This window comes from Tepidiforma sp., from assembly GCF_026419595.1.
Taxonomy (GTDB): domain Bacteria; phylum Chloroflexota; class Dehalococcoidia; order Tepidiformales; family Tepidiformaceae; genus Tepidiforma.
On record NZ_JANZZD010000016.1, the window covers coordinates 21,950 to 48,056 of the forward strand.

The window sequence follows — 26,107 nt, forward strand, 5'->3', positions numbered from 1 at the left end:
GCACGGGATTCTACGCGCGGCCGCCCCGCCCGCAAGCTCGCGTCCTGCCCTGCTACGATGGACCCATGCCCCGCATCGTCAGCATCACCGAGGCGAAGACCCACCTGTCCGAGCTCATCGACGCCGTCGCCCGCGGCGAAGAGGTCGTGATCGCCCGCCGCGGCCGCCCGGTCGCAGCGCTCCGCCCCGCCCCCTCCCCCGAAGAGATCGCGGCCCGCCGCGCCCGCGGCTTCGGCGCCCTCCGCGGCAAGGTCGTCATCCACGACCCCGACTGGTGGAAACCGCTGAGCGACGACGAGCTGCGCGACTGGTACGGTGACGATTTTGCGCCCGGCAGCCCGCCCTCGTGAACTTGCTCGATACTGCGACGCTGCTCTGGGCCGCCACCAGCCCTGGGCTTCTGTCCCCTCGCGCCCGCGACCTTCTCTCCAGGGCCGGCAGCGTCCTCGTGGTCAGCCCCGTGACCACGTACGAGCTCGCGCAGAAAGCAGCATTCGGGAAGATCGACCTGGCAGTCCCGGCTCCCGGCTTCGTGGAAGCCGCCGCCGACCTCCTCGGCGCCGTGTTTCTCCCGGTCGAACAGCGCCACATGGCCGTGCTCGCCGGGCTCCCCTGGCGCCACCGCGACCCCTTCGACCGCATCCTCGCCGCGCAGGCGATCGCCGAGGGCCTGGCCATCATCTCGCCCGACGCGCCCTTCGATGCCCTCGGCGCGCCCCGCGCCTGGTGACCGTCAGCCGTACACCAGGTTCCGGTCGATGAGCGCCCGGCTGATCACCACGCGCTGAATCTGGCTCGTCCCCTCCACGATCATCAGCTGCCGCGCATCGCGGTAGTGCCGCTCCAGCGGGTGGTCCTTCATGTACCCCTGCGCCCCCAGCACCTGCAGCGCATCGAACGCCACCCGGTTCGCGACCTCCGTCGCGTACGCCTTCGCAATCGAGAGATGGTGCGCATATTCCCGCGTGTACTTCCCCTGGTCCACCAGCCACGCCGCCTTGTAGACGAGGTTCCGCGCCGCTTCGATCTGGATCGCCATGTCCGCGAACATGAACTGGATCGCCTCGAAGTCGATCACCGAGCTGCCGAACGCCTTCCGCTCCCGCGCCCACTCCAGCGCGTAGGCTGCCGCACCCTCCGCCAGCCCCACGCCCCGCGCGCCGACCGTCGGCCGCATCGAGTTCAGCGTCAGCATCGCCACGTTGAACCCCTGCCCCTCGACCCCGCCGAGCAGGTTCTCCGCCGGCACCCGCACGTCCTGGAAGCTGAAGTGCGCCGTCGGGACGCTCCGCACGCCCATCTTGTCGTCCGTACGGTCGATCCGCACCCCCGGCGCGTGCGCGTCCACCACGAAGGCGCTCACGCCCTTCGCGCCCGGGCCGCCGGTCCGCGCGAACACCGTCAGGTAGTCCGCCACCGTCCCGCCGGAGATGTACACCTTGTTCCCGTTCAGGATGTAGTCGTCCCCGTCCCGCACCGCGCGCGTCTCGAGGTTCGCCGCATCCGACCCGTGGTCCGGCTCCGTAAGGCAGAAGGCGGCCTTGGTTTCGCCGCTCGCCAGCCCCGGCAGCCACCGCTGCTGCTGCTCCGGCGTCCCGCCGAAGACGATCGGCCGCGTCGGAAGCCCGCTCAGCACCAGCATCAGCCCCGCGCCGCACTCGTACTTCGCCACCTCCTCGATGGCCAGGCAGAGCGGCAGGATGCCGTTCCCCGTGCCGCCCATCGATTCCGGGATCGCCATCCCCAGCAGCCCGGCCTTCTTGAACGCCTCGAAGAAGTCGTGCGGGTACTCGCCCGTCTCATCGACCTCCTTCGCCCGCGGCGCGATGACCTCGCGCGCAATCCGCCGCGCCGTCTCCTTGATCAGCCGGTGCTCTTCGCTGAGTTCGAAGTCCATCGGGTCGTGCCTCCTGCAGCCTTGCCGGGCTATTGAAGCACGCCCCGCCCGAAAAGGCATGGCAGCCGCGCGCCGCCCTTACTCCCCCGCGGCCGGCAGCAGCAGCACCGCCAGCGTCCCCCGCCCCGGCGCCGATTCGAGCCCCACGAAGCCCCCGTGCCGGCGCGCGATGCCGAGCGCCGCCGGCAGCCCCAGCCCCCGCCCCTGGAACCGGGTCGAATGGAACGGGTCGAACGCCCGCGCCAGCGCTTCGGCATCCATCCCCTCTCCCCCGTCCTCGATGAATACCGCCACGTACCGGCCCGGCGGCGGCTCTGCCGGCTCCCACCGGTGCGGCCGCCGCGGCTGCAGCGCCCCAGCATCGACGAGCGCCGTCCGCACCTCCACCGCGCCCGGTCCGGCTTCCAGCGCATTGTCGACCAGGTTCGCCACCGCCTGCGCCAGCCCCTCCGCCTGCCCCGCGACCGGCGGCAGGCTGGCCGCCAGCGCCACGGAGAGCCGCTGCCGTTCGCCGGGCCCGAACCGCGCCAGCGCGTCCGCCACGCACGCGTTGACCTCCGCAGTCGAGCCAGGATTGCCCGCTGGCGCCGAGTACGCCCGCAGGTCCTGCACCAGCTGCGCCGCCTCCCGCGCCACCGCCTGGATCTCCGCCACCGATTCGAGCTGCTCCGCGGTCAGGTTCTCGCCTTTGCTCAGCAGCCACGCGTTCCCGATGACCGCCGTCAGGTGGTTGTTCAGCCGGTGGGCTACCCCGCCCGAAAGCGCCGCCAGGCTCTCCAGGTGCCGCGCCCGCGCCATCGCCTGCTCCAGCGCCCGCCGCTCCGTGATGTCGTAGAACGTCGTCACGACCGTCTCGACGTCCCCGCCAGGCCCGCGCTCCAGCGGGCTCGCGCTCACGAGCAGCCACTCCAGCCGGCCGTCGCCCCGCCTCACCCCCATCACCACCCCGTGCACCGCCTGCCCCGTTCGCAGCGCCTGCTCGGCCGGGAACTCTTCGAACGGCATCGGGCTGCCGTCCTCCCGCATCGCCTGCCACGTCTCGGCGCTCAGCGTCAGCTCCGCCAGCCGCTCCTGTGCGATGCCGAGGATCGCCAGCGCCGTCGCGTTCGCCACCGGGAACTTCCGCGCGCGGTCGACCACGATCACGCCCGCGTCCAGCCCTTCCACCAGCCGCCGCCGCTCTTCCTGCTCCTCCAGCGCCAGCATCGCCCGGTGCTCGGCCGTCACATCGAGGTAGAAGAAGACCTGCCCGAGCACCGCGCCCGCCGCGTCCCGGAGCGGCTGCGTCGTCACCCGGACGTACCGGCCGTCCGATGTCTCGAACGTCGCCGCGTAGCTTTGGTCGGGCGTGCTCCGCCACCGGACGTTGAACGCCCGCGCCGCCGCCGGGTCCTTCGCCAGCCCCTCGAGCTTCGCCATCCGCTCGAGCACCGGCAGCCGCGACCACGCCTCGTCCAGCCCAGACATCTCGAAGAACCGCCGGCTCGCCCGGATGAACCGCCCGTCCATCCCCACGACGATGATCCCGAACGGCGACCCCTCGAACTGCGCCTCGAGCAGCCGGCTCGCCTCCTCCAGCTGCCGGCGCGCCCGCACCAGCTCCGTCACGTCCCGGTAGTACCAGGCGCGCCCGGCCTGCCCGCCACCGAGGTCGATGGGCCGCGAGTGCATCTCCAGCGTCCGCCCATCCGCCATCTCCACCAGCCCCTGCACCTGGCTCACACCGTCACCCCTCAGCGCATCGAGCTCGCGGAGGAATGCCCCCGGGTCGCGCACCAGCCGCGCCGCCGCTTCCCGGGGCGGGACCGGCCGTCGAAGGGCCATGACCTCGTCGCTCAGCCCCCACATATCCAGGAACGCCCGGTTCCAGAGCACCGCCCGACCCGCGGCATCGACCACGATCATCCCGTCCGGCGCCGCCTCGAAAGCGCCCCGAAGTAATTCGACCGCCGCATGCTCCACGTTCACGCGTCCTCCCCCGCTCGGATCGTCAGCATCTGGTGACCCGCCCGGCATCGGGGAATTCCCGCACTTTGACCCGCTCAGCTCCGCCGCAGCGCCCGCCGGAGCTCCGCCCGGTGGTCCGGGTGGGCCACGGCGATGAGCTCCTCCGCCCGCTCCCGGTCGCTCTTCCCGAACAGCCGCGCCACCCCGTACTCCGTCACGACGTAATCGACGAACTGCCGCGGCACCGTCACCACCGTGCCCGGCGGGTGCTCCGCGACGATGCGGCTGACCGTCCCGTCCTTCGCCGCCGCCGGCAGGAGCGTGATGCTCCGCCCGCCCTTCGCGTACATCGCCCCGATGACGAACTCCAGCTGCCCGCCCGGCCCGCTCCACATCGCCGGCCCGATCGATTCCGCCGCCACCTGCCCCGTCAGGTCGATCGTCATCGCGTTGTTGATCGCCGCCATGTTCTCGTGCGCCGCGATGACCTGGATGTCGTTCGTGTACGCCACGTCCCGCAGTTCGTAGACCGGGTTCTCGTGGATGAACTCGAGGTCCCACTCTGTCGTTGCCGAGAGCGCCGTGGCCACGAACTTGCCCGGGTTCACCGTCTTCCGCGCGCCGGTGATCACGCCCTTCGCCACCAGCTCGTTCAGCCCCGGGATGCTCACCTCGCTGTGCACCCCGAGGTCGACCAGCCCGTCGAACGCCCCCGCCCGCGCCAGCGGCAGCGTCGAAAGCCCGGTCCCGATCTGCAGCGTGTCCCCGTGCCGCAGCAGCTCATTGACGTACCCCGCCATCGCCGGGTGAAACGGGTTCGATTCCCGCGCCGCGCGCACCGGCGGCAGCTCGCCGCCCTCCACGAACGCCGCGATTTCGCTCACGTGAATCCGGTTGTCGCCGCCCGTGCGCGGGTAGCCCGCGAACACCTCCGCCAGCACCGTCCGCGCTCGCCGCGCGTAGCTCCCCTTGTTCCATACGCTCGTCCCGAAGCTGCAGTAGCCGAACCGGTCCGGTGGCGAAACCCCGATGAAGACCACGTCGACGGCGAACCGCCCGCCGCCCCGCTCGTCCTCACCCTTGAACCGCCGGCTGAACGGGATCGAGACGAAATCCGTCGCCCCGCGCACCATCGAGGCCCGCGCCACCGCCGTGTTGAACAGCTCCACGTGCGTCCGGAAGGCCGGGTGCCCCGGCTCATACCAGCCCGGGTCCACGAACGGCGCGCAGGCCAGCACGTCCACGTCGTGCAGCTCCTCCCGCCGCTCCCACAGCGCCGCGCACAGGTTCGGCGTAATCGCCCCGATCGGGATGACCACCGTGTCGCCCGGGCGCACCAGCTGCGCCGCCTCGGCCGGCGTCATCAGCTTCGCGGCGTACTCCTCCGGCCAGTCGAGGTAGCGCGACCGTTCCACGGCGGCGGAGTATACGCGCCCCGCCCGCCCCCGCACGGCCGCCGTCTGGCACAATCCCCCCACCCCTGCACGCGAGGTTCGCTGTCCATGACCCAGGTCCCCAACCTCCCCGGGATGGGCAACCCGCCCGATACCCCCACCCAGCTCGCCGTCGTCGTCGGCCGCGTCCTCCAGTACGCGCTCCGCGCCACCGACGGCCTCACCGTCGACCAGCTCTGCGACACCCGCGGCGGCCTCACCAACTCCATCGGCTGGGACGTCTGGCACGTCGTCCGCACCATCGACAACATCATCCACTTCGTCTTCGAGCGCGAGCAGCCGGTCTGGCTCCAGCACGCCTTCCACGAGCGCTGGGACCTCCCCCGCGTCGACCAGGGCACCGGCCAGGACCCGCGCGACGCCTACAGCATGCGCTTCCCGCCCCCGGCCGAATTCGACGAGTACACCCGCGCCGTCGAAGCCGCCGTCGTCCCGCGCATCGCCGCCATGAGCGAGGCCTACCTCCGCGAAGTCCAGGTCATCCGCCCGTGGGGGCCTGTCCCCCGCATCGAAGCCATCCTCCACGGCCTCATCGGCCACGGGAACGGGCACCTCGGCCGCGCGAGCTACGCCCGCACCCTCTTCGGCCTGCCCGGTCTCCCTTACTGAGGCCGGCCGTTCGGCCCCAGCGCCGCGGCCTCGATGGCGGCGAGGTTCCGCCCCTCGTTCCGCGCCGCGCGCAGCACGTCGGCCGCGAACAGCGCGATCGCCAGCCACCCCAGCGCGCCCGCGAGCGTCGAGCTGTGCATCCACGCCGTGTACGAGACCGCCCCCGAGGCGAGCCCGGCCCCGGCGCGGATGCCCAGCGCCGCCAGCAGCAGCCAGAACGGCGCCCGCTCGAGCCACCCCGCCGCCCGCGCCTCGGTGCGCGCCACCGCGAACACCGGCGCGATCAGCCGCGCCATCCCGAGGATGAGCAGCGTGATCGGCCCCAGCCCGAAGAGGTGCCGCGCGGCATCGCGCAGCGGCGCCGCCGCATAGCTCCCGTCGGCCAGCATCGCCGCGCCGGCGGCCGCCATCAGCGCCCCGGCCGCCACGCCGGCGAGGTTCGCCGCCAGCACGAACCGCGCCGCTGGCCGCGCCCGCGGCCGCAGCCGGTGCGCCCGCCCCCGCACGGCCCCGGCCAGCGGCAGCCCCCAGAAGAGCCCGGCGCCGCTCAGCGCGAGGCCGGCTCCCGCCAGCCGCGCCGCCGCCGCCCCACCGGCCGCCATCGCGAGCACGAACAGCAACGCGCCGCCGTTCAGCAGCAGCCCCGGCCCCGCCATCGCCGCCCCTGGCGGCGGCCGGCGCCCGAAGAACACCGGCACCGACCGGCTCTGCACGCCGAGGATGAAGTTCCCGATCGCCCCGAGCATCACCGCCCACGCCATCGCATCGTCGAACGCGGCCGGCGCGAGCCCGTCCCCCTCCGCCGCGCGCCCGCCCCACCACGCCGCCAGCGGCGCCCACGCCAGCCACCAGAGCGCCCCGGCCGCCGCGAAGCCCCACCACGCCTCGCCGCGGCCCCGGCCGCCGCGCAGCAGCGTCCAGCCCAGCACCGCCGCGACGCCCGCGCACCCCGCGGCCGTCAGGAGGCCCGCCGCCAGCGCCGCCGCGCCCGCCGCCTCTCCATCGAGCCACGGCACCGCGAACAGCCGCAGCGCCAGCGGCGCGGCCAGCAGCCCCAGCAGCGGCACCGTCACCCGCCCGGTCACCGGGCGCCGCCCCGCGAACCGCGGCACGATGCGGATGGCCATCCCCGCGACGAAGAGCCCCGCCCACCCCTGAAGCTGCAGCCAGCCGTGCGCCTGCACCAGCCGCGGCGCCCGCTCGATGCCCGGCACGGCGTCCGTCGCCGCCAGCGGCATCCAAACCGCCAGCGCGAACCCGCCCAGCAGCGCGCTCGCGAGCGCCGCCGCCACGTATCCGAGGTAGGTCCGGTCCTCCTTCGCGGGCGCCGCGCCCGCCCCCCGCACGAGCGGCGGTTCGAGCGGGATGTCGCCCGCGCGGCTCATGCGGGCCCCTCTGCCGCCATCCCCCGCCCGGCCGCCAGCCGCGCAGCGAGCAGGATCGCCTCCGCCATGCTCGCCCCGCTCGCGATGCCGCGCCCCGCGATGTCGAACGCCGTCCCGTGGTCCACGCTCGTCCGGGTGAACGGCAGCCCCAGGTTCACGCTCACGCTCCGTTCGAAGCCGTGCACCTTCACCGCGATGTGGCCCTGGTCGTGGTACATCACCAGCACGGCGTCGAACTCCCCCGCGATCGCCCGGGTGAACACCGAATCCGCCGGGAACGGCCCCCGCGCATCGATGCCCTCTGCCTGCGCATCCCCCACCGCCGGCGCGATCTCGTCCAGCTCCTCCCGGCCGATGAGCCCGCCCTCCCCGGCGTGCGGGTTCAGCGCCGCCACCGCAATCCTCGGCCCGGCGAACCCCCACCGCCGAAACTCCCGGTCGGTCAGCCGCAGCGCCCGGAGCACGTTCGCGCGCGTCACGTAGGCGCACGCCTCCCGCAGCGGCTTGTGCGTGCTCAGGTGCACGCACCGAAGCCCGCCCGTGGCGAGCATCGTCAGCACCTGCTCCGCGCCGCTCACCCGCTGCAGCACCTCCTGGTGCCCTGTGTCCCGGATGCCCGCCCCCGCGAAGGCCGCCTTGTTCACCGGCGCGGTCACCATCCCGTCCGCCCGGCCGGCGAGGCACGCCCGCGCCGCGAACTCGACCCACCCGTGCGCGAGCTGCCCCGCCGCTGCATCCACCTCCCCGTGCCGCACCGCGAAGCCGTCCCCGGGCAGCGGCTCGATGACCTCGACCTCCCCGCCGCCGAACCGCTCCAGCCACGGCGCGAGCACGGCGCGCAGGCCCACCACGGCGAGCTCCGCCGCTGCGCGCACGTCCGCCCGCGCGAGCGCTTTCGCCGTCACCTCCGGCCCGATGCCGTTCGGGTCGCCCATCGTGATCAGCAGCCGCGGCCGCGCCATGCGCCGAGTATAGGCGTCCGCGCCGGTGCCGCGCGGGTCAGTCCGCCAGCAGCTCCGCGCCCCGCGGCGCCAGCACGGTCGGCCGGATCGCCCCGTGCTGGCCCGCCGTCAGGAGGTCGCGCCACGCCCGCCCGGCCTCGCTCGCGCGCTGGTTCAGCCCCATCCCGCCGATCGGCGCGAGCAGCCCCGCCGCCCGCAGCGCGCTCGCGGCCGCGAAGTTCGCGCCCAGCGACAGCCGCGCCAGCGTCGCCGCGGCCGGCCGCCCGGCCTCCGCCCACGTCTGCCGCGCGGCGTCGAACAGGAGCGTCCGCCCGGCTTCGATGCCGATGAGCGCATCCGCCAGCCGCGCCCGCACGTCATCCCGCTCCGCCAGCAGCCGCGGCCCGCCGTATTCGCCCCGCTCCCGCGCCGAGTCGGCCACCAGCTCGAACAGCCGCAGCGCGATGCCCGGCAGCACCGCCGCCGTCGTCGCCTCCGCGAACTCCACGAACGGCACCCGGAAGACGGTCCCCGGGTGCCACGGTTCGCCCTCGAACACCGAGAACATCCGCTCCTCGGCCACGAAGGCGTCAGCGACCTCGATGTCGTGGCTCGCCGTGCCCCGCATCCCGTTCGCATCCCACGTCGAAAGAGTCCGCACCTGCGCCGGCTCGAACGCCATCGCCCGGATGAGCGGTCCACCGTTCGCGCCCGGCACGGGCTGCCCGCCCTCGGTCACCACGCAGTTCGCCGTAAACGTCGTCGCCCACGGCGCGCCGCTCGCCCACTGCCACCGCCCGCGCACCCGGAAGCCGCCGGGCACCCGCTCCGCCGTCCCGCGCGGGTTCCCCGAGCCGGCGATGACCGCCTCCTTCGGGTCGAACACGGCGTGCGCGGTCGCCTCCTGCATCAGCCCGGCGAACACGCCGCCCCCGGCGCCGATCATCACGCTCCAGCCGAACGAGCCGTCGGCCCAGCCCGCCGCCTCGAACAGCCGCAGCCCGGATTCGAGGTCCAGCTCCAGCCCGCCGAACTCCCGCGGCACCCACGCCTTGAACCAGCCCCGCTCGACGATCGCCGCGACCTGCGCCGGCGTCAGCGCGCTCCGCGCCTCGGCCTCCGCCGCCTCCGCGCGCGCCAGCTCCGCGACCTCCCGGCCGATGACCGCTTCCGGCTCCCACCAGCGCATGCCCCGAGTATACCCGCCCTCCCTGCTCCGCCCCGCCCCGCGCGCTGACCCTCCACCGCCGATTGTGTAGGATGCCCGCTACATAAACCCCAACCCCCGGAGCCTCCATGGAGATCGACCGCATCGTCCGGGTCGATATGACCACGGGCGACATCCGCGAAGAGCGCGCGCCCGCCCACCTCCGCTACCTCGGCGGCCGCGCCCTCGGCGCCCGCCTCCTCCTCGAGGAGACCGACCCGGCCATCCACCCCCTCCACCCGGCAGCCACCCTCGCCATCTGCCCCGGCTTCCTCGGCGGCACCGCCGTTACCACCAGCGGCCGCACCTCCTTCGTCTTCAAGAGCCCGCTCACCGGCGGCATCAAAGAAGCCAACGTCGGCGGCCAGCTCGGTCACCGCCTCGCCCGCCTCGGCATTAAAGCCCTCCTCATCACCGGCGCCTCCCCTTCCGGATGGCAGCGCCTCGATATCGACAGCGCCGGCATCCGCCTCCGCCCGGCGCCCGACCTCGCCGGCCGCTCGAACTACGACCTCCACCGCGAACTCGTCGGCGAAGCGACCGGCTCGCGCGCCGCCGCCACCATCGGCCCCGCCGGCGAGCACCGCATGGCCGCCGCCTCCGTCGCCGTCACCGACCCCGAAGGCCGCCCCACCCGCCACGCCGCCCGCGGCGGCCCCGGCGCCGTCATGGGCGCGAAAGGCCTCAAGGCCATCGTCGTCGACGACACCGGCGCCCCCCGCACCATCCCCGGCCTCCGCAAGGACGACTTCCGCCAGCAGGTCACCAGCTTCTCCAAACTCGTCCTCGAAGACCCCCGCACCCGCAACCTCTCCACCGTCGGCACCGCCGGCGTCGTCCGCTTCGTCAACCGCGACACCATCCAGTCGATGCCCACCCGCAACCACCGCTTCGGCACGTGGGAGCACGCCCACACCATCTCCGGCCAGCACATCGAAGAGCTCGGCGCCAGCCGCGGCGGCAAGATGCTCCCCTGCATGGCCGGCTGCATCATCAAGTGCGCCATCCTCTTCAACGACGAGCACGGCAACCACGTCACCACCGCGCTCGAGTTCGAAACCATCGCCCTCCTCGGCTCCAACCTCGAAATCGGCCCCGCCGACGCCGTCGCCGAGCTCGATCGCCTCTGCGACGACATCGGCCTCGATACCATCGAAATCGGCAACGCCATCGGCGTCGCCATGGAAGCCGGCATCCTCCCCTGGGGCGACTGGGAGGGCACGAAGCGCCTCCTCGAGGAGGTCCGCGCCGGCACCCCGCTCGGCCGCATCATCGGCAACGGCACCGTCCACACCGCCCGCACCTTCGGCATCGACCGCGTCCCCGCCGTCAAAGGGCAGGGTCTCCCCGCCTGGGAGCCCCGCACCCTCAAAGGCATGGGCATCACCTACGCCACCAGCCCGCAGGGCGCCGACCACACCGCCGGCATGGTCACCGCCCGCGGCGTCAACGCCGAAACCCTCGTCAAGCAGAGCCGCCACGAGCAGCTCGTGATGATGGCCATCGACTCCGCCGGCGTCTGCCAGTTCACCAACGCCCTCCCGGCCGACATCGCCGCCTTCGCCAGCACCCGCTTCGATATCCCCTGCGACGACGAAGCCGTCCTCCGCATGGCCCGCGAAGCGATCGACGCCGAGCGCGAATTCAACCGCCGCGCCGGCTTCACCCGCGCCGACGACCGCCTGCCCCGCTGGCTCCGCGAAGAGCCGCTCCACCTCCCCGATGGCCCCGCCGTCTTCGACATCCCCGACGCCCTCATCGACGCCGTCTGGGCCTGAAGCGCCCAGCGCCTGAGCCCCGTCGACATCCCTCGCCCGCCGCGCCACAATCCCCGCTGCCATGAAGGACTACCGCGACATCCTCACCATCAAGCAGCAGCGCCACGGCATCATCCAGCTCAACCGCCCCGAAAAGATGAACGCCCTCAGCCACAACCTCCGCGCTGAGCTCTTCGACGCCGTCAAAGACTTCGAAATGGACCCCGACGTCCGCGTCATCATCATCCGCGGCTCCGGCCGCGCCTTCTCCGCCGGCTACGACCTCTCCGGCATCTCCAAAACCGCCGACGACCGCGACTACGTCGAAAAGCGCTCCGGCCTCCCCAACGTCGGCCCCATCCATCCCGGCCAGGGCCAGTGGCCCCAGCACCTCCTCTCCGGCTACTGGATCCTCTGGGAATGCACCAAGCCCATCATCGCCCAGGTCCACGGCTACTGCCTCGCAGGCGGCACCGAACTCGCCACCATGTGCGACCTCATGGTCGTCGCCGAAGACGCCATCATCGGCTACCCGCCCGTCCGCGCCATGACCCCCGTGGACATCATCTACCACCCCTGGCACCTGCCCATGCGCAAGGTCCGCGAACTCCTCTACACCGGCGACAGCGTCACCGGCCGCGAAGCCGTCGAACTCGGCTGGGCCAACCGCGCCGTCCCCATCGGCCGCCTCTGCGAAACCGCCGAAGCCCTCGCCGAGCGCATCGCCAACATCGATGGCCCGATGCTTCAGATGACCAAGCGCCAAATCAACCGGGCCTACGAAATCATGGGCTTCCGCACCTCCCTCCAGGTCGGTGGCGATATCCAGGAGCTCGGCCGCGTCCGCCCCGGCGGCGAAACCTTCGGCCGCATCGCCCGCGAAAAGGGCCTCAAAGCCGCCCTCGACTGGCGCGACGGCCCCTTCGGCGATTACGGCTGCGCCCCCGCCGACGCCCCCAAACCCGCCGCCGCGACCTGGTAGCCGCCATGGGCGCCGTCCCGCCCCACCTGGCCGAGCGGTTCGCCGCCACCGAACTCCACCGCCTCCTCGGCCTCGAACTCCTCGAGGCGCGCCCCGGCTACGCCCGCATCGCCCTCCGCACCGGCCCCGCCACCCTCTCCGGCGTCGGCGGGGCCGTCCACGGCGGCGTCCTCGCGGCCATGGTCGATATCGCCATGCTCTTCGCTCTCCAGGCCAGCCTCCAGCCCGGCGACGTCCCCAACGGCACCGCCGACCTCGGCATCACTTACCTCCGCCCCGTCCACGGCGCCCGCGCCGAGGCCGAAGCGCACATCGTCCGCAAGGGCCGCACCCTCGCCTACGCCGAAGTCGCCATCACCGACGAACAGGGCAACCTCTGCGCCCGCGGCCGCACCCTCTACGCCCTCCGGCAGGCGCCGCCGGCGCCCGCCTAACCCCCGCCGTCCGCCGCCGCGAACGCCGCATCCACCCGCACGAGCTGCCGCTCCGCCAGCCGCACGAGGAACGCCACGTCCTCCACGCCCGCCACGCTCGTCGCCTGGATCGCGTGCACCACCCGCCCCGTCCGGAAGCAGATCGTCGCGTCCACGAACGTCGGCGCTCCCTCCGAGAACTGCCGCTCGAGGAAGCCGTTCGAACCGTCGCCGAGCTTCGGCACGAGCAGCGGCTCCAGCTGCACGTTCGCCTCTATTGGCAGCCCGCAGGCGAACTCCCGCAGCGACCGCTCCGCCGCCGCCGCGTCCGTGTACAGCGTCGAAATCGCAGTCACCGCCAGCACCGGCCCGAGCCCCTGCGGCCCGAACAGCGTCACGAAGTTCCGCTGCCGCCCCTGCGCCTCCAGCTGCCGCAGCTTCGCCTCCACATCGTCCGTCTGGAACACCGAGGCCCACGCCTCGTTCTCGAACTCCCCCGGGCTCTGCTGTTCGAACCCGGGCGGCAGGTCCGCCGCCTGCAGCGCCATCGCCTCCAGGTCGTACGCATCATCCGCCAGCCCCGCGGGGTAGGCCGTGCCGCCGTCCCCGCAGCCGGCGACCAGCAGCGCCGCGCCGGCGACCAGTGCACCAATCCCGAAACCGCGCATCAGCGTGCCCTTCTCCAGCGATTGCCCTATCGTACGCCAGCAGCCGCCCCGCGGCGCACATCCCCGGAGGTCTCCGCCCCATGCCCCTCAGCGTCGAAGACCAGCTCGCCATCCAGCAGCTCTACGCCCGCTACAACCACGCCATCGATTCCGGCGACGGCGCCGCCTGGGCCGCCTGCTTCACCCCCGACGGCACCTTCTCCTCCGCCACCGGCACCTTCACCGGCCGGGACCAGCTCCAGGGCTTCGGCGCCGCCTTCGCCACCCGCATGAAGGCCCGCCACTGGACCAACAACCTCGTCCTCGAAGGCGACGCCGACGCCGCCCGCGGCTCCTGCTACCTCATGCTCCTCCGCCTCACGCCCGGCGAACAGCCCCCCGCCTCCATCCTCGTCACCGCCATCTACCGCGACGAACTCCGCCGCACCGCCGACGGCTGGAAGTTCGCCAGCCGCACCGTCGTCGGCGACAGCTGAGCCCACGCCCGGCGCGCCGGCCACCGCATGAAGTCGCTCCTCGCCTTCGCCATCGTCACCTTCTTCGCCGTGACCATCGTGATGGCGGTCGTCTTCCGCGACCGGCGCGCCCGCGATACCCTCCGCTTCCTCCGCAACGTCGCCTACGGCTACATCATCGCCATCGTCCTCATCGCCGCCTGGCGCCTCTGGCTCAGCTGACGTGCGCGTCCTCATCGCTCCCCAGGAGTTCAAAGGCAGCCTCGCCGCCGACGAAGCAGCGGCCGCCATCGCCGCCGGCATCCGCGCCGCCCGCCCCGCCTGGCAGCTCGACCTCCTTCCGCTCTCCGATGGCGGCCCCGGCCTCCTCGATGCGCTCCGCCGCGCCGTCCGCGCCGATTCCGCGGCGGCCGTCGTCCACGATCCCCTCGGCCGCCCGGTCCTCGGCCGCTACCTCCGCCTCCGCGAATCCGGCGACGCCGTCATCGAAGCCGCCCAGGCCAACGGCCTCTTCCACCTGAAGCCCGAAGAGCGCGACGCCCTCCGCGCCGATACCTTCGGCGTCGGCGAGCTCATCGCCGCAGCCGCCGCCGATGAACCCCCGCGCATGCTCATCGGCGTCGGCGGCAGCGCCACCACCGACGGCGGCGCCGGCGCCCTCCGCGCCCTCGGCGCCCGCTTCCTCGACGCCGCCGGCGCCGAACTCCCGCCCGGCGGCGGCCCGCTCGCCCGCGTCGAACGGATCGACTGGCGCCCGCCGCCATGGCTCGGCCGCTTCCCCATCGTCGTCGCCGCGGATGTTCGCTCGCCCCTCTGCGGTCCGGCCGGTGCGGCCCGCGTCTTCGCCCCCCAGAAAGGCGCCGCCCCCGCCGAGGTTGACCTCCTCGAAGAGGCCCTCGAACGGTTCGCCGCCGTCGTGCGCCGCGTCACCGGCGTCGACCTCCGGGGTCTCCCCGGCGCCGGCGCGGCTGGCGGTCTCGCCGGCGGCCTCCACGCCTTCCTCGGCGCGTCCATCGAGAGCGGCTTCGACATCGTCGCCGGCGTCACCCGCTTCGCCGACCGCCTCGCCGCCGCCGACCTCGTCATCACCGGTGAAGGCAGCTACGACGAGCAGTCGCTCGCCGGCAAGGTCACCGGCCGCGTCCTCGAGGCCGCCCGCGCCGCTGGCAAGCCCGCGGTGGTCTTCGCCGGCCGCGCCAGCCTGCCCGGCGCCCGCACCATCGCCGAACTGGAACCCGACCCTGCCCGCGCCATGGAGCGCGCCGCCGGCCTCCTCCGCCAGCTCGCTGCCGCCTGGGCTGCCGAGCAGGCCGCCTGAATCAGCCGGCCCGCCCGCTGTGCCGGCTCCAGAGCCGCAGCGTCTCCCGCAGCCGCTCCGCCGTCCGCTCGTCCACCGCCCCTTCCCCCAGCACGCAATCGTTCAGGTGCCGCTCCAGCACCAGCTGCCCCGCGCTCTCCAGCCCCGACCGCGCCGCCAGGAGCTGCGTCAGCACATCCTCGCAGCACCGCTGCTCCTCCAGCATCTTCCGCAGCCCGCGCACCTGCCCCTCCACCCGCGCCAGCCGGTCCAGCAGCCGCTTCATCTCCTCATCGTTCACGCGCCGCCTCCATCCCGGGGCTTGACTCGGTATACCCCTCGGGGGTATAGTCGCACTACCGGTCCATCACCGCAATCCCCGCGGCAGCCACGCCGGGAAAGGAACCACCCACATGTCCGAAGTCCGCGAAGTCACCGACGCCACCTGGGAACACGACGTCGTCAAGTCCGACCTGCCCGTCCTCGTCGATTTCTGGGCGCCCTGGTGCGGCCCCTGCCGCATGGTCGCCCCCATCGTCGAAGAGCTCGCCCAGGAGTACGCCGGCAAGGTCAACTTCCTCAAGATCAACACCGACGAAAACCCGATGGTCCCCGCCAAGTTCGGCATCCGCTCCATCCCCTCCCTCCTCATCTTCAAGGGCGGCGAACTCAAGGGCACCATCGTCGGCTTCCGCCCCAAGAGCGACCTCAAGAAGCGGCTCGACGAAGCCCTCGCTTGAGCCCGGCACCCCACCGGCACCACCCCCAGCGGCCGCCCGGGCAACCGGCGGCCGCTTCCACTCCCCGGAGCACCCCATGAGCGACTACGACATCGCCATCATCGGCGCCGGCGGCGCCGGCCTCACCGCCGCCATCTACGCCGCCCGCGCCCGCCGCAAGACCATCATCTTCGAAGGCAAGGTCATCGGCGGCCAGATCGCCACCACCGACATCGTCGAAAACTTCCCCGGCTTTCCCGACGGCGTCAACGGCTTCGACCTCGCCCAGCTCATGTTCCGCCAGGCCGAGAAATTCGGCGCCGAATTCGCCTACGAGCCCGTCGACCGCCTCACCCCGCTCCCCGGCGGCGGCTTCGAACTCGCCACCTCCGAGCGCACCATCACCGCCCGCGCCGTCATCGTCACCGCCGGCGCCGATTACAACAAACTCGGCGTCCCCGGCGAAGCCGAATTCACCGGCCGCGGCGTCTCCTACTGCGGCACCTGCGACGCCGCCTTCTTCGCCGGCAAAGACGTCATCGTCGTCGGCGGCGGCGATTCCGCCATCGACGAAGGCCTCTTCATCACCCGCTACGCCAGCACCGTCACCGTCGTCCACCGCCGCGATACCCTCCGCGCCAGCGCCATCCTCCAGGAGCGCGCCTTCGCCGAGCCGAAGATGCGCTTTCGCTGGAACACCGTCGTCGACGCCATCGAAGGCACCGAGAGCGTCGAGCGCGTCCGCCTCCGCAACGTCGTCACCGGTGATACCGAGACCGTCCCCATCGACGGCGTTTTCATCTTCATCGGCCAGACGCCCAACTCCCACCTCCTTCAGGGCCTCATCCCGCTCGACCCCGGCGGCCACGCCATCGTCGACCTCGACATGACGACCGCCCTCCCCGGCCTCTTCGTCGCCGGCGACCTCCGCACGAAGGCCGCCCGCCAGCTCATCAGCGCCGCCGGCGACGGCGCCACGGCCGCCATCAGCGCCGAACACTACCTCGCCGAACTCGACGCGCGCCCCGAGCGCCACGCATAACGCACGCCCGGGCCGGCGAAACCCGCCGGCCCGCCTTCGCAAGCCGCCCGCGACCCGCTAGGATCCGCGCATGCCGCTCTACGAGTTCAAGTGCGCGAAATGCGGGGCCATGGCCGAGGTCTTCACCCGCACCGTCCTCGCCCAGGTCGAGCCGCCCCCCTGCCCCGAGGCCGGCGGCCAGCGCGGCCACGAGATGCGCCGCATCGTCAGCGCCTTCGTCCGCCACCAGACCCTCAAGGACAAGATCGCCGAGGCCGAGGCGAAGTACGGCAAGGAAGTCGATGCCGCCATGGGGCCCGCGCCCGACGTCGGCAAGTACGCCCGCCGCTACGAAAAGCTCGCGAAAGACCTGCCGCCCGAGCCGAACTGACCGCCCGCCCGCCTACTCCCCGATGAGGTGGCGCAGCTTCCGCGCCGCCTCCGCGTCGATCACCTCGTCTTCGAACCGCGCCGCCCACGCCCCCTCGGCGCGCGCCGCCTCGTACGCCTCCACCGCCGCGTTCGCCCGCTCCTTCACGAGCGGCCCCGGCGCAAACGCCGCGTTCGCCGTCACCACGTACCGCACGTCCGGCAGCACTGCCCCCGCGAAGCCGTGCTGCGCCAGGTACGTCAGCTCCAGCCCGTCGCTCGTCACCAGCGGCATGATGCCCAGCCCCCGGCAGACGGCCACCACCTTCCCCCGCGCGTATGCCAGCCGGTCGCCCCGCTGCTCCGGCCGTGCGCCGAGGTCGCGCGCCAGCCGTTCGGCGTGCAGCACCAGCCCGCCCACGCGCGGCGCGGCCATTGCGATCTGCTCCGCGTGCAGCAGCCCGCGCGCCGTGTCGATCACCGGGAAGACCGCCGTGTCGCCGGGCTCGATCCCCCGCCGCAGCTCGAACTCCCGCAGCGCGACCGCCATGTCCCGCACGTCCTGCGGCTCCACCGCGTGGGGGAGCAGCACCCCGCGCACCAGCGGGCTCAGCAGCGCATCGAGGTCGTCGCGCAGCAGCCGCGTTTTCGGGTGGTTCACCATCACGAGCGCGGCCTTCTCCGCCTGCCCGGCGGCACCCAGCACCGCCGCAGCGTTTCGCCGCGCCTCGTCCAGCGGCACCCGCGCATCCGCCACGCTCAGCAGCAGCGCGTCCGCCGCCGAGCCGAGTGCCTCCTGTGCGGCGTCCAGCCCGCCGCTCCCGATGGCGACGATGCTGCGCAGCCGCCTCACCGGTTCGCCCCGCCGCCGATGTAGCCGCCCACGATGATCGGCGGCGGCTCCAGCGCCGCGAGGTGGAGGTCGCCAACCAGCGCCATCACCCCCTGCAGGTGGTCCAGCGCGTGGCGGTACATCACCTCCGCGATCCACTGGCAGGTCAGCGGCCCCCAGCGCGTATCCGTCCGGTAGCGCGTCCACGTCGCATCGCCCATCGCCCGGAAGATCGCCAGCTCCTCATCCCGCATCCGCTGGATGTCGGCCATGATCGTCCCGACCGGCTCATCCGGGTCGTACCGCCGCTCCCGCCACTCCCGCCGGCTGTAATCGCGCGGGTCCAGCATCTCCGGCACCGTCGCCCACCGCAGCAGCGGCAGGTAGACCTCCTGCTCCATATCGCGCAGGTGCGAAAGGTGCTCGTGGATCGACCACTCGCCCGGCACCGGCCGGTAGTGCGCCTGCTCCGCCACGAGCCCCCGCACCACCCAGGCCAGGTCGTCGGTCACCGAACGCAGCCGCGCCGTCAACTCCGTACGGTACGTCCCGATTTCGCTCACGTGCGCCTCCATCCCCGCTGGGCGCCAGTCTACGCGAAATCGATCACCAGCGCGAGCAGTTTCCGCCTGCCGCCTACAGGATCGGCAGGTACTCCCGCAGCTCGAAATCCGTCACGTGCCGCCGGTAGCGCTCCCACTCGATCCGCTTGTTCGCGATGAGGCTCTCGAACACATGGTCCCCGAGCGCCTCGCGCAGGAAGCTCGACTTCTCCGCCACCTCGATCGCTTCGATGAGCGAGCCCGGCAGCATCTCGATCCCCCGCGCGGCCCGTTCCGCCGGCGTCATCTCGAAGACGTTCTCCTCCACCGGCGGCGGCAGCGGCCGCTCGTTCTCGATCCCGTCCAGCCCCGCCGCCAGCATCACCGCAAACGCGAGGTACGGGTTGCAGGCCGCGTCCGGCGAGCGGTACTCGATGCGCGTGTGGATCTCCTTCCCCGGCTTGTACTCCGGAATCCGAATCAGGTCGCTCCGGTTCCGCCGCGCCCAGCTCAGGTAGACCGGCGCCTCGAACCCCGGCAGCAGCCGCTTGTAGCTGTTCACCCACTGGTTCGTCACCAGCGTGATCGCCCGCGCATGGTGCAGCAGCCCCGCGATATACCCCTTCGCCACCGCGCTCAGGTGGTACGGGTCGTCCGGGTCGAAAAAGGCGTTCCGCTCCCCCTTGAAGAGCGACTGGTGGACGTGCATCCCGCTCCCGTTCACCCCTTCGATCGGCTTCGGCATGAAGGTCGCGTACACCCCGTTCGCCGCCGCGATCTCTTTCACCACCAGCCGGTACGTCATCGCCGCGTCCGCCATCGTCAGCGCGTCGGTATACCGCAGCGTGATTTCGTGCTGGCTCGGCGCTACCTCGTGGTGGCTGTACTCCACCTCGATCCCCATCGCCTCCAGCGTCAGCACCGTCTCCCGCCGGAGGTCGCTTCCCCCGTCGCTCATCTGGTCGAAGTACCCGCCCCGGTCGAGCGGCACCGGCTCGCTCTCCGAGGCGAAGTAGAAGTACTCCATCTCCGGGCTGACGTAGAACGTGTAGCCGAGGTCCGCCGCCCGCTTCAGCTGCCGCTTCAGCACGTACCGCGGGTCGCCCTCGAACGGCTCGCCCCCCGGGTACGTGATATCGCAGAACATCCGCGCCACGCTCGCCTCTTTCGGACGCCACGGCACCAGCTGAAACGTCGCCGGGTCCGGCTTCGCCACCATGTCCGACTCATCGATGCGGGCGAACCCCTCGATGCTGCTCCCGTCGAAGCCCATCCCCTCCTCGAGCGCCTTCTCCAGCTCCTCCACCGTGATCGCAAAGCTCTTCAGCGCCCCCACGATATCCGTGAACCAGAGGCGGATGAACTTCACGTTGTGTTCGCGGCAGGCAGAGAGGACGTACTCAGCGGATTCGTTCATCGGCAGCGGCTCCCGGCGCGCCCCGCGCGCCACCCGGCAGTGTACCGAACCCGTGTTACGGGGAGATTGCCCGGCCGCGCCGGCGCGGCCCTCCCCCGTTCAGCACCCGCCCGAAGAGGTCGTACTCCGCGGCATCCTCGATGCGCACCCGCACCCGCTCCCCCGGCTCGGCCCGGCCCCGCGCGAACACCAGCCCGTCCACTTCCGGCGCTTCCCGGTAGGTGCGCCCGGCGACGACCGGCCGGCCGTCCTCGTCCTCCCCGGTCCCCTCGACCAGCAGATCCAGCTCCCGGCCGATGAACCGCGCCGCCCGCCGCGCCGAGATCGCCTGCTGCATCGCCATGAACCGCTCCCGCCGCTCCGCCTTCACCTCGTCCGGCACCTGCCCGTCCATCCCGTACGCCCCCGTCCACTGCTGCCGCGAATAGGTGAAGCAGCCCGCATGGTCGAACTCCACCGCCTGCGCGAACGCCAGCAGCTCCTCGAACTCCGCCTCCGTCTCCCCCGGGAACCCGGCGATGAACGACGTCCGCAGCACGATGTCGGGCATCGCCGCCCGCAGCTCCTCGATGAACCGGTACACCTTCTCGAGGTTGTGCGGCCGCTTCATCCGCCGCAGCACCGCCTCGCTCCCGTGCTGCAGCGGCACGTCGAGGTAGTGCACCACGTTGGGCAGCTCCGCCATGGCCGCGATCAGCTCCGGCGTCACCCGGCTCGGGTAGGCGTACATCAGCCGCAGCCACGTCCCCGGCACCGCCTCGCTCAGCATCCGCAGCAGGCCCGGCAGCCCGCTCCCCACCGGCATCCCGAGATCCTCGCCCCACGCCGTCGTGTCCTGCCCGACGAGCACCAGCTCCTTCGCGCCGGCGCCAGCCAGCCGCTGCGCCTCCTTCACCAGCAGCCCCGCCGGTGCGGAGCGCAGCCCGCCCTTGATTTTCGGAATCACGCAAAACGTGCACGGCGCATCGCACCCGTCCGAAATCTTCAGGTACGCGCTCGGCCCCGCGACCCGGACGTTGCTCTCCGGGATGTCGTAAATCGCCTCCACGTCCACCTGCAGCAGCTTCGCCACCTCGTGCCACTGCCCCACGCCGAAGACGTGGTCGATGCCCGGTGTCCCCTCCTTCACCTCCCGCCCGTACAGCTGCGTCATGCACCCGGCGACGATGAGCGTCTGCCCGTCCCGCTTCGCCGCCGCCAGCTCCTTCACTGCCGCCATCGATTGGGCCTGGCTCTGCTCGATGAACCCGCAGGTGTTCACGATGATCGCGTCCGCCTCCCGCGGGTCTGCGACCGGCAGCAGCTCGCCGCCCTCCAGCAGCCGCGCCAGGTGCGAGCTGTCCACGTCGTTCTTCGGACAGCCCAGCGTCACGAGGTGATACGTCCGCGGCACCGCCATCACTGCCCCTCGCTCACGACGATCTGCACCCGGGAGCCGGCCGCCATCTCCACGTCCGGCGCCGGCGACTGGTCGATGACCGTCCCCGCCGGCTGATTGCTCTTCACCCGCTGCACCAGCGGCTCGTACCCCGCCTCCCGGATCGCCAGCACGGCCACGCTCTCCTGCACGCCGCGGACGTCCGGCACGAGCCCCGGCGTCACCGGCAGCCCGCTCGAACCCGTCGGCGTCGAACCCGCCGCCTGTGTCGGCACCGGCGTGTTCCCCAGCGAGCCCGGCGGCGTCGTATCGTTGCCCCCCGCGAGGTTCGCGAGCAGGTAGGCCACGAACACCACCCCGAGGATCGCCGCGATCGCCACGATCGCGATGAACGCCGAGCGCGTCTGCGCCGCCGGGTCCGGCTTGATCCGCCGCGCCGGCGCCGGCACCCCGATATCGACCCCGATGATCGGCTCGTAGCTGCCCCCGGCAGGCTCGGCCGCCGGCCGCCGCGGCGGTGCCGCCCGGCCGATCACGGGCTCCTCCTCGCGCGGTGCCGGCCGGCCCGGTCCCGGCCGCGGCCCGCCCGGTCCCGTCGCGGCCGCCGCGCCCGGCTTCGTCCGCCATGCCGGCCGCGAGGCCGAGACCGGGCTGATCGGCCGGTCCATGCTCGGCCGCTGCGGCTCCGCCTCCCGCCCGTACGGGTCGTCGTCCTCCCGCGGGAACATCGCCAGCATCTCCTGCGGGTCCAGCCCCAGGTACTGCGAATACGACCGCAAAAACCCGCGCGCATACACCGGCGCAGGTATCACATCGAACTGCTCCGCCTCCAGCGCCGCCAGGTAGCGGCGCGAAATGCGCGTGTCGCGTTCAGCATCCTCGAGCGTCAACCCGCGCGCCTCCCGCGCGCGCGTCAACAGGCTCCCCAGTTCACCCATAGGCCGTCGTGCCCCAGCAGGGGTATCGCGAACGTATCAGGTTCCACCCCTAAACGGTAGACGAACGAAAACCGCCCTATCCCATCCCGTCATTCGCCGTCTTCCCGGTCCAGCAGCCGCGTGATCCACTCCACGCCCGCCCCGGGGCCGAGCGCCACCTGCCCCGTCGCCCGCAGCTCCTCCAGCGCCCGGCGGAACTCCTCGAAGTGCCGCAGCATCACCCCCAGCTGCAGGTAGACGCGGTAGCCCAGGGCCGCCGCCTCCGCCGGCGTCAGCAGCCAGGAATTCAGCACCATCGGCACGTCCGCCAGCTCTGCCGCTGCCCAGGCGATCGTTTCCCGGTCCTTCAGCCCGTCGAGGAAGACGAGATCCGCTCCGGCAGCGAAATACCGGCGCGCCCGTTCGGCCGCCGCCTCCCGCCCCAGCGGGGCCAGCGCATCCGTCCGCGCGATGATGACCGTCGCCGGGTGGCGCCGCGCCCGCACGGCGGCCCGCACCTTCAGCTCCATCTCCTCCGCCGGGATGGCCCGCTTCCCTTCGAGGAAGCCGCACCGCTTCGGCCACTCCTGGTCCTCGAGGTGCAGCGCAGCGACGCCCGCCCGCTCGTACAGCTCCACCGTCCGCGCCACGTTCGCCTCGTTCCCGTAGCCCGTATCGGCATCGGCGATGACCGGCACCCGCACCGCTCCCGCCACCCGCGCCGCGTTCGCCGCCATCTCGCCCAGCCCGATGAGCCCCCGGTCCGGCAGCCCCCACGATGCCGCCGTCCCGAAGCCGCTCATGTAGACCGCCGCGAACCCTGCCGCCTCCGCCAGCCGCGCCTGCACGCCGTCGAACACGAACGGCGCCACCACCAGCCCCTGCTCCATCAGCGCGCGCAGCCGCGCCCCCGGAGATTCGCCTGGCGCGCTCACCCTGTCGTCCTCCCGGCCGTCGCGGTCCGCATCGCGCGCGGATTCTCGGCCTGCCCGGCCGCCATGTCCACCGCTCACCCGGCCCGCCGGAGGTGGATCGCCGCCCAGTCCCGCTCCAGCCGCGTCTCGACCGCTTCGAACCCCGCCGCCGCGCACGCTGCCGCCACCCGCGGCACGTCCGGCTCGAGCACGCCCGAGAGCAGCAGGTCGCCGCCCGCGCGCACCGCCCGCTCGAACACCGGCACGAGCCCGATGTTCGCGTCCGGGCTGATGTTCGACACGACGAGGTCGTACGCCGCCGCGATGTCGCCAGGCTCGAGCCGCCCTGCCCGCACCCGCACCTGTCGCTCGACGCCGTTCGCCGCGCAGTTCGCGGCCGCGACCTCCGCCGCCACCGGGTCGATGTCGATCGCGTCGACTGCCGCCGCGCCCAGCTTCACGGCCGCAATCGCGAGGATGCCCGACCCCGTCCCGACGTCCAGCACCCGCGCCCCGGGCCGCACGAGCCCGTCCAGCATCGCGAGGCAGAGCCGCGTCGTCTCGTGATGGCCGGTGCCGAACGCCTGTCCCGGGTCGAGCCGGATGACGATCTGCCCGTCCGCCGGCTCGTGCTCCACCCACGACGGCACCACCACCACCCGGCCGCCCGTCTCCACCACCCCGAAGAACTCCCGCCACGAAACGGCCCAGTCCTGCTCGTAGATCGGCCGCGCGCTCAGCTCCACCGACGGGTACGCCTCCATCGCCCGCCGCAGGTCCTCCACCAGCACCGCCCCCAGCTCCGACGACGGAAGGTAGCAGCGGATCAGCACCGGCTCCCCGCCCCGCACCCGGAACCCCTGCTCCGGCCCGAGGATGTCGACCGGCTCCTCGATGCTGATCCCGCCCGGCGAGACCCCGCGCACGATGTCCGCTACCGCATCGGCCAGCGCCGGCGGCGTTTTCGCCGTGATTTCGAACCAGAGGTGCGTCACCCGGCTGCCTCAGCCCGCCATCGCATCGCGGATCCGCTCGAAGAACCCCTTGTGCCGCTTCGGCAGCGTCGGCGTTCCCATCGTCTCCGCCAGCTCTTCCAGCAGCTTCCGCTGGTGGTCGGTCAGCTCCTCCGGCACCACCACCGTCACCCGCACGATGAGGTCGCCCCGCCCCGCGCCCCGCAGGTGCGGCACGCCCTTCCCGCGGATGACGAACTCCTCGCCGCTCTGCGTCCCCGCCGGGATCTCGAGCGCCATCTCGCCCTCGAGCGTCGGGATCGTCACCTCCGCTCCCAGCGCCGCCTGCGCGATGTTCACCGGCAGCTCCAGCACGAGGTGGTCCTCCACCCGGTGGAACCGCTCGTGCGGCGCCACGCTCAGCGCCACGTACAGGTTGCCCGGCTCCCCGCCCCGGGGCCCGGCCTCCCCTTCGCCCGTTAGCCGGATCTGCGCGCCGTCATCGACGCCCGCAGGCACCTTCACCACGATCCGCCGCGCCTCCCGCGTCCGGCCGCTCCCCCGGCAGACGGCGCACGGGTTCGTGATCACCCGGCCTTCGCCCTGGCAGCGGGGGCACGTCATGACGTTGACGAACTGCCCGAAGAAGCTCTGCTGCGCCCGCCGGATTTCGCCCGCGCCGTTGCATTCCGGGCAAACCGCCGGCGCGCTCCCCGGCTCCGACCCGCTCCCGCCGCAGGCCGCGCACCGCTCCAGCCGCTGGTACTCGATCTCCTTCTCGCAGCCGAAAACCGCCTCTTCGAACGTCAGCCGCAGCGTGTAACGGAGGTCGTTCCCCCGCTGCGGGCCGCGCCGCCGCCCGCGCCGCGCCGACCCCCCGAAGAACGCATCGAAGATGTCGCCGAAGCCTTCGAAGTGCGCGAACCCGTCGAAGCCCGCCGCGCCGCCGGCGCCACCCTCCACCCCGGCGTGCCCGAAGCGGTCGTACATCGCCCGCTTCTGCTCGTCCCCGAGCACCTCGTACGCCTGGTTGATCTCCTTGAACTTCTCGGCAGCATCGGGCGCCGGGTTCCGGTCCGGGTGGTACTCCATCGCCAGCTTCCGGAACGCCCGCTTGATCTCGGCCTGGTCCGCCGTCCGCGGCACGCCGAGCACGTCGTAGTAGTCGCGCTGACCCGTCGCCATCGATTAGCAGTGTAGCAAACCGAGTGCCAACGCCCCCGGCAGCGGGCCAGCGCCTCCTGCCGCGCCCCCTACCGGGCGATGAAGCCGCCGTCGACCGGCAGCGCCGCGCCCGTCACGAACGACGACTCATCGCTCGCCAGGAACAGCGCCAGCGCCGCCACTTCTTCCGGCGTGCCCATCCGGCCCACCGGTTCCGTCGCCGCCAGCTGCGCCTCCGCATCCGGCGAGGTGCTCGTGAACCGCTCTACCATCGGCGTCCGGATGACGCCCGGGCAGATCGCGTTCACCCGGATGCCCTGCAGCGCGTACTCGAGCGCGGCCGTCTTCGTCATCTGCACCACGGCCCCCTTCGAGGCCGTGTACCCCACGATGCCCGGGAAGCCCACCAGCCCCGCCACCGACGCCGTGTTGATGATCGAGCCGCCGCCCGTCTCCAGCATCAGCGGGATGCCGTACTTCATCCCGAGGAAGACGCCCTTCGCGTTCACCGCCAGCACCCGGTCGAACTCCGCCTCCTCGTAGTCCGCCGTCGGCGCCTGCGCCCCTTCGATGCCCGCGTTGTTGAACAGCACGTCGAGCCGCCCGTAGAGCGCCTTCGTCCGCTCCATCATCTCCCGCACATCGGCCGCCTTCGAGACGTCGACCGTCATCGCCGCCGCCTGCGCCGGCCCGATCTCCATCGCCGTCGCCGCTTCGGCGCCCGTCACGTCGGCGCAGACCACCTTCGCGCCCTCGGCCGCGAACAGCTTCGCCGCCGCCTTGCCGATGCCCGAGCCGGCGCCCGTCACGATCGCCACCTTGCCGTCCAGCCGTCCCATTCCGGTCACCTCCAGTGCATGCTTCGCGGG

At 72.6% G+C, this 26,107-nt stretch carries 29 protein-coding genes; 12 read left to right on the forward strand and 17 right to left on the reverse strand.

Annotation, left to right across the window (positions count from 1 at the left end):
* Positions 1-65 precede the first annotated feature (65 nt).
* Together N2041_RS09530 and N2041_RS09535 are read left to right on the forward strand one after the other, a co-directional pair.
* A complete protein-coding gene (locus N2041_RS09530; RefSeq protein ID WP_297678160.1) occupies positions 66-350 on the forward strand; it encodes a type II toxin-antitoxin system Phd/YefM family antitoxin in 285 nt (94 codons plus the stop codon).
* The gene (locus N2041_RS09535; RefSeq protein WP_297678163.1) at positions 347-730 is read left to right on the forward strand and encodes a type II toxin-antitoxin system VapC family toxin; all 384 of its coding nucleotides are present in this window, start codon (positions 347-349) and stop codon (positions 728-730) included. The genes N2041_RS09530 and N2041_RS09535 overlap by 4 nt, the downstream gene beginning before the upstream one ends.
* A gap of 3 nt (positions 731-733) precedes the next feature.
* Here N2041_RS09535 and N2041_RS09540 read toward each other — a convergent pair whose 3' ends face one another.
* From N2041_RS09540 to N2041_RS09550, 3 genes are all read right to left on the reverse strand, one after another.
* Complete coding sequence (locus N2041_RS09540) at positions 734-1,897, reverse strand: acyl-CoA dehydrogenase family protein (protein WP_297678165.1); 1,164 nt, start codon at positions 1,895-1,897, stop codon at positions 734-736.
* 78 nt (positions 1,898-1,975) lie between these two features.
* Complete coding sequence (locus tag N2041_RS09545) at positions 1,976-3,865, reverse strand: PAS domain-containing sensor histidine kinase (protein WP_297678167.1); 1,890 nt, start codon at positions 3,863-3,865, stop codon at positions 1,976-1,978.
* Between the two features lie 74 nt (positions 3,866-3,939).
* Complete coding sequence (locus N2041_RS09550; protein WP_297678169.1) at positions 3,940-5,259, reverse strand: acetyl-CoA hydrolase/transferase C-terminal domain-containing protein; 1,320 nt, start codon at positions 5,257-5,259, stop codon at positions 3,940-3,942.
* A gap of 87 nt (positions 5,260-5,346) precedes the next feature.
* Here N2041_RS09550 and N2041_RS09555 point away from each other — a divergent pair, with 87 nt between their 5' ends.
* Positions 5,347-5,907 carry a DinB family protein gene (locus N2041_RS09555; protein ID WP_297678171.1) on the forward strand — a complete coding sequence of 187 codons (561 nt, stop codon included), beginning with the start codon at positions 5,347-5,349 and terminating at the stop codon, positions 5,905-5,907.
* Here the strand turns inward: N2041_RS09555 and N2041_RS09560 are convergent.
* Genes N2041_RS09560 through N2041_RS09570 form a run of 3 tightly spaced genes read right to left on the reverse strand, consistent with a single transcriptional unit; the run spans position 5,901 to position 9,422 of the window.
* Complete coding sequence (locus N2041_RS09560; RefSeq protein WP_297678173.1) at positions 5,901-7,292, reverse strand: hypothetical protein; 1,392 nt, start codon at positions 7,290-7,292, stop codon at positions 5,901-5,903. The two genes, N2041_RS09555 and N2041_RS09560, sit on opposite strands and share 7 nt — an antisense overlap.
* Positions 7,289-8,254 carry a 4-hydroxythreonine-4-phosphate dehydrogenase PdxA gene (gene pdxA / locus N2041_RS09565; RefSeq protein WP_297678175.1) on the reverse strand — a complete coding sequence of 322 codons (966 nt, stop codon included), beginning with the start codon at positions 8,252-8,254 and terminating at the stop codon, positions 7,289-7,291. The genes N2041_RS09560 and pdxA overlap by 4 nt, the downstream gene beginning before the upstream one ends.
* A gap of 37 nt (positions 8,255-8,291) precedes the next feature.
* Entirely contained in the window at positions 8,292-9,422 is a 1,131-nt protein-coding gene (locus N2041_RS09570) for an acyl-CoA dehydrogenase family protein (RefSeq protein WP_297678177.1), read from the reverse strand.
* Between the two features lie 107 nt (positions 9,423-9,529).
* On the opposite strand from N2041_RS09570, the gene N2041_RS09575 reads away from it, so the two are divergent.
* The 3 genes from N2041_RS09575 (at position 9,530) to N2041_RS09585 (ending at position 12,613) form a co-directional block, all read left to right on the forward strand.
* Positions 9,530-11,218 (forward strand): aldehyde ferredoxin oxidoreductase C-terminal domain-containing protein, encoded by a 1,689-nt coding sequence (locus tag N2041_RS09575; RefSeq protein WP_297678179.1) that lies wholly within the window; start codon positions 9,530-9,532, stop codon positions 11,216-11,218.
* Between the two features lie 61 nt (positions 11,219-11,279).
* Positions 11,280-12,179: an enoyl-CoA hydratase-related protein gene (locus N2041_RS09580; protein WP_297678182.1), complete on the forward strand. Its 900-nt coding sequence runs from the start codon at positions 11,280-11,282 to the stop codon at positions 12,177-12,179.
* Positions 12,180-12,184: 5 nt separating this feature from the next.
* Positions 12,185-12,613: a PaaI family thioesterase gene (locus N2041_RS09585; protein ID WP_297678184.1), complete on the forward strand. Its 429-nt coding sequence runs from the start codon at positions 12,185-12,187 to the stop codon at positions 12,611-12,613.
* Here N2041_RS09585 and N2041_RS09590 read toward each other — a convergent pair.
* Positions 12,610-13,260 carry a hypothetical protein gene (locus N2041_RS09590; RefSeq protein ID WP_297678186.1) on the reverse strand — a complete coding sequence of 217 codons (651 nt, stop codon included), beginning with the start codon at positions 13,258-13,260 and terminating at the stop codon, positions 12,610-12,612. The genes N2041_RS09585 and N2041_RS09590 overlap by 4 nt on opposite strands.
* Positions 13,261-13,340: 80 nt before the next feature.
* Here N2041_RS09590 and N2041_RS09595 point away from each other — a divergent pair, with 80 nt between their 5' ends.
* From N2041_RS09595 to N2041_RS09605, 3 genes are read left to right on the forward strand one after another with little or no spacing between them, the layout of a single operon-like run.
* The gene (locus N2041_RS09595; protein WP_297678189.1) at positions 13,341-13,736 is read left to right on the forward strand and encodes a nuclear transport factor 2 family protein; all 396 of its coding nucleotides are present in this window, start codon (positions 13,341-13,343) and stop codon (positions 13,734-13,736) included.
* Between the two features lie 27 nt (positions 13,737-13,763).
* Complete coding sequence (locus N2041_RS09600; RefSeq protein ID WP_270057443.1) at positions 13,764-13,937, forward strand: hypothetical protein; 174 nt, start codon at positions 13,764-13,766, stop codon at positions 13,935-13,937.
* A 1-nt stretch (position 13,938) separates the two neighbouring features.
* A complete protein-coding gene (locus tag N2041_RS09605; protein WP_297678192.1) occupies positions 13,939-15,033 on the forward strand; it encodes a glycerate kinase in 1,095 nt (364 codons plus the stop codon).
* A 1-nt stretch (position 15,034) separates the two neighbouring features.
* Here the strand turns inward: N2041_RS09605 and N2041_RS09610 are convergent, their stop codons facing one another.
* Positions 15,035-15,313, reverse strand: coding sequence for a metal-sensitive transcriptional regulator (locus tag N2041_RS09610; protein ID WP_270057441.1), 279 nt, complete (start codon positions 15,311-15,313; stop codon positions 15,035-15,037).
* 112 nt (positions 15,314-15,425) lie between these two features.
* Here N2041_RS09610 and trxA point away from each other — a divergent pair, with 112 nt between their 5' ends.
* The 3 genes from trxA (at position 15,426) to N2041_RS09625 (ending at position 17,143) form a co-directional block, all read left to right on the forward strand.
* Positions 15,426-15,752: a thioredoxin gene (gene trxA / locus N2041_RS09615; RefSeq protein ID WP_270057440.1), complete on the forward strand. Its 327-nt coding sequence runs from the start codon at positions 15,426-15,428 to the stop codon at positions 15,750-15,752.
* Positions 15,753-15,828: 76 nt separating this feature from the next.
* Positions 15,829-16,773: a thioredoxin-disulfide reductase gene (trxB, locus tag N2041_RS09620; RefSeq protein ID WP_297678195.1), complete on the forward strand. Its 945-nt coding sequence runs from the start codon at positions 15,829-15,831 to the stop codon at positions 16,771-16,773.
* A 70-nt stretch (positions 16,774-16,843) separates the two neighbouring features.
* Positions 16,844-17,143 carry an FmdB family zinc ribbon protein gene (locus N2041_RS09625; protein WP_297678197.1) on the forward strand — a complete coding sequence of 100 codons (300 nt, stop codon included), beginning with the start codon at positions 16,844-16,846 and terminating at the stop codon, positions 17,141-17,143.
* A 12-nt stretch (positions 17,144-17,155) separates the two neighbouring features.
* Here the strand turns inward: N2041_RS09625 and N2041_RS09630 are convergent, their stop codons facing one another.
* The 9 genes from N2041_RS09630 to N2041_RS09670 form a co-directional block, all read right to left on the reverse strand.
* The gene (locus N2041_RS09630) at positions 17,156-17,974 is read right to left on the reverse strand and encodes an aldolase/citrate lyase family protein (RefSeq protein ID WP_297678199.1); all 819 of its coding nucleotides are present in this window, start codon (positions 17,972-17,974) and stop codon (positions 17,156-17,158) included.
* On the reverse strand, positions 17,971-18,516 hold the full coding sequence (locus N2041_RS09635; RefSeq protein ID WP_297678201.1) for a DinB family protein: 546 nt from the start codon (positions 18,514-18,516) through the stop codon (positions 17,971-17,973). Before N2041_RS09635 ends, N2041_RS09630 begins: the two co-directional genes overlap by 4 nt.
* Positions 18,517-18,589: 73 nt before the next feature.
* A complete protein-coding gene (locus tag N2041_RS09640) occupies positions 18,590-19,918 on the reverse strand; it encodes a glutamine synthetase family protein (protein WP_367187718.1) in 1,329 nt (442 codons plus the stop codon).
* Positions 19,919-19,967: 49 nt separating this feature from the next.
* Positions 19,968-21,311, reverse strand: a complete 1,344-nt coding sequence (gene rimO / locus N2041_RS09645) for a 30S ribosomal protein S12 methylthiotransferase RimO (RefSeq protein ID WP_297678204.1) — start codon at positions 21,309-21,311, stop codon at positions 19,968-19,970.
* The gene (locus N2041_RS09650; protein ID WP_297678206.1) at positions 21,311-22,228 is read right to left on the reverse strand and encodes a helix-turn-helix domain-containing protein; all 918 of its coding nucleotides are present in this window, start codon (positions 22,226-22,228) and stop codon (positions 21,311-21,313) included. The genes rimO and N2041_RS09650 overlap by 1 nt, the downstream gene beginning before the upstream one ends.
* 89 nt (positions 22,229-22,317) lie before the next feature.
* Positions 22,318-23,142, reverse strand: a complete 825-nt coding sequence (locus tag N2041_RS09655) for an isocitrate lyase/PEP mutase family protein (RefSeq protein ID WP_297678208.1) — start codon at positions 23,140-23,142, stop codon at positions 22,318-22,320.
* 74 nt (positions 23,143-23,216) lie between these two features.
* Positions 23,217-24,116 carry a 50S ribosomal protein L11 methyltransferase gene (gene prmA, locus N2041_RS09660; protein WP_297678210.1) on the reverse strand — a complete coding sequence of 300 codons (900 nt, stop codon included), beginning with the start codon at positions 24,114-24,116 and terminating at the stop codon, positions 23,217-23,219.
* A 9-nt stretch (positions 24,117-24,125) separates the two neighbouring features.
* The gene (gene dnaJ, locus N2041_RS09665; RefSeq protein WP_297678212.1) at positions 24,126-25,259 is read right to left on the reverse strand and encodes a molecular chaperone DnaJ; all 1,134 of its coding nucleotides are present in this window, start codon (positions 25,257-25,259) and stop codon (positions 24,126-24,128) included.
* A gap of 68 nt (positions 25,260-25,327) precedes the next feature.
* The gene (locus N2041_RS09670) at positions 25,328-26,077 is read right to left on the reverse strand and encodes an SDR family NAD(P)-dependent oxidoreductase (protein WP_297678214.1); all 750 of its coding nucleotides are present in this window, start codon (positions 26,075-26,077) and stop codon (positions 25,328-25,330) included.
* Between the last annotated feature and the right edge of the window lie 30 nt (positions 26,078-26,107).

Bases quoted from the DNA above. Each gene is read 5' to 3' on its own strand.
- pdxA (WP_297678175.1), bottom strand. From the start codon at position 8,254: ATGGCGCGGCCGCGGCTGCTGATCACGATGGGCGACCCGAACGGCATC.
- N2041_RS09530 (WP_297678160.1), top strand. From the start codon at position 66: ATGCCCCGCATCGTCAGCATCACCGAGGCGAAGACCCACCTGTCCGAG.
- trxB (WP_297678195.1), top strand. From the start codon at position 15,829: ATGAGCGACTACGACATCGCCATCATCGGCGCCGGCGGCGCCGGCCTC.
- N2041_RS09625 (WP_297678197.1), top strand. From the start codon at position 16,844: ATGCCGCTCTACGAGTTCAAGTGCGCGAAATGCGGGGCCATGGCCGAG.
- trxA (WP_270057440.1), top strand. From the start codon at position 15,426: ATGTCCGAAGTCCGCGAAGTCACCGACGCCACCTGGGAACACGACGTC.
- rimO (WP_297678204.1), bottom strand. From the start codon at position 21,311: ATGGCGGTGCCGCGGACGTATCACCTCGTGACGCTGGGCTGTCCGAAG.
- N2041_RS09540 (WP_297678165.1), bottom strand. From the start codon at position 1,897: ATGGACTTCGAACTCAGCGAAGAGCACCGGCTGATCAAGGAGACGGCG.
- N2041_RS09585 (WP_297678184.1), top strand. From the start codon at position 12,185: ATGGGCGCCGTCCCGCCCCACCTGGCCGAGCGGTTCGCCGCCACCGAA.
- dnaJ (WP_297678212.1), bottom strand. From the start codon at position 25,259: ATGGCGACGGGTCAGCGCGACTACTACGACGTGCTCGGCGTGCCGCGG.
- N2041_RS09650 (WP_297678206.1), bottom strand. From the start codon at position 22,228: ATGGGTGAACTGGGGAGCCTGTTGACGCGCGCGCGGGAGGCGCGCGGG.
- N2041_RS09560 (WP_297678173.1), bottom strand. From the start codon at position 7,292: ATGAGCCGCGCGGGCGACATCCCGCTCGAACCGCCGCTCGTGCGGGGG.
- N2041_RS09555 (WP_297678171.1), top strand. From the start codon at position 5,347: ATGACCCAGGTCCCCAACCTCCCCGGGATGGGCAACCCGCCCGATACC.
- N2041_RS09580 (WP_297678182.1), top strand. From the start codon at position 11,280: ATGAAGGACTACCGCGACATCCTCACCATCAAGCAGCAGCGCCACGGC.
- N2041_RS09590 (WP_297678186.1), bottom strand. From the start codon at position 13,260: ATGCGCGGTTTCGGGATTGGTGCACTGGTCGCCGGCGCGGCGCTGCTG.
- N2041_RS09595 (WP_297678189.1), top strand. From the start codon at position 13,341: ATGCCCCTCAGCGTCGAAGACCAGCTCGCCATCCAGCAGCTCTACGCC.
- N2041_RS09600 (WP_270057443.1), top strand. From the start codon at position 13,764: ATGAAGTCGCTCCTCGCCTTCGCCATCGTCACCTTCTTCGCCGTGACC.
- N2041_RS09670 (WP_297678214.1), bottom strand. From the start codon at position 26,077: ATGGGACGGCTGGACGGCAAGGTGGCGATCGTGACGGGCGCCGGCTCG.
- N2041_RS09570 (WP_297678177.1), bottom strand. From the start codon at position 9,422: ATGCGCTGGTGGGAGCCGGAAGCGGTCATCGGCCGGGAGGTCGCGGAG.
- N2041_RS09575 (WP_297678179.1), top strand. From the start codon at position 9,530: ATGGAGATCGACCGCATCGTCCGGGTCGATATGACCACGGGCGACATC.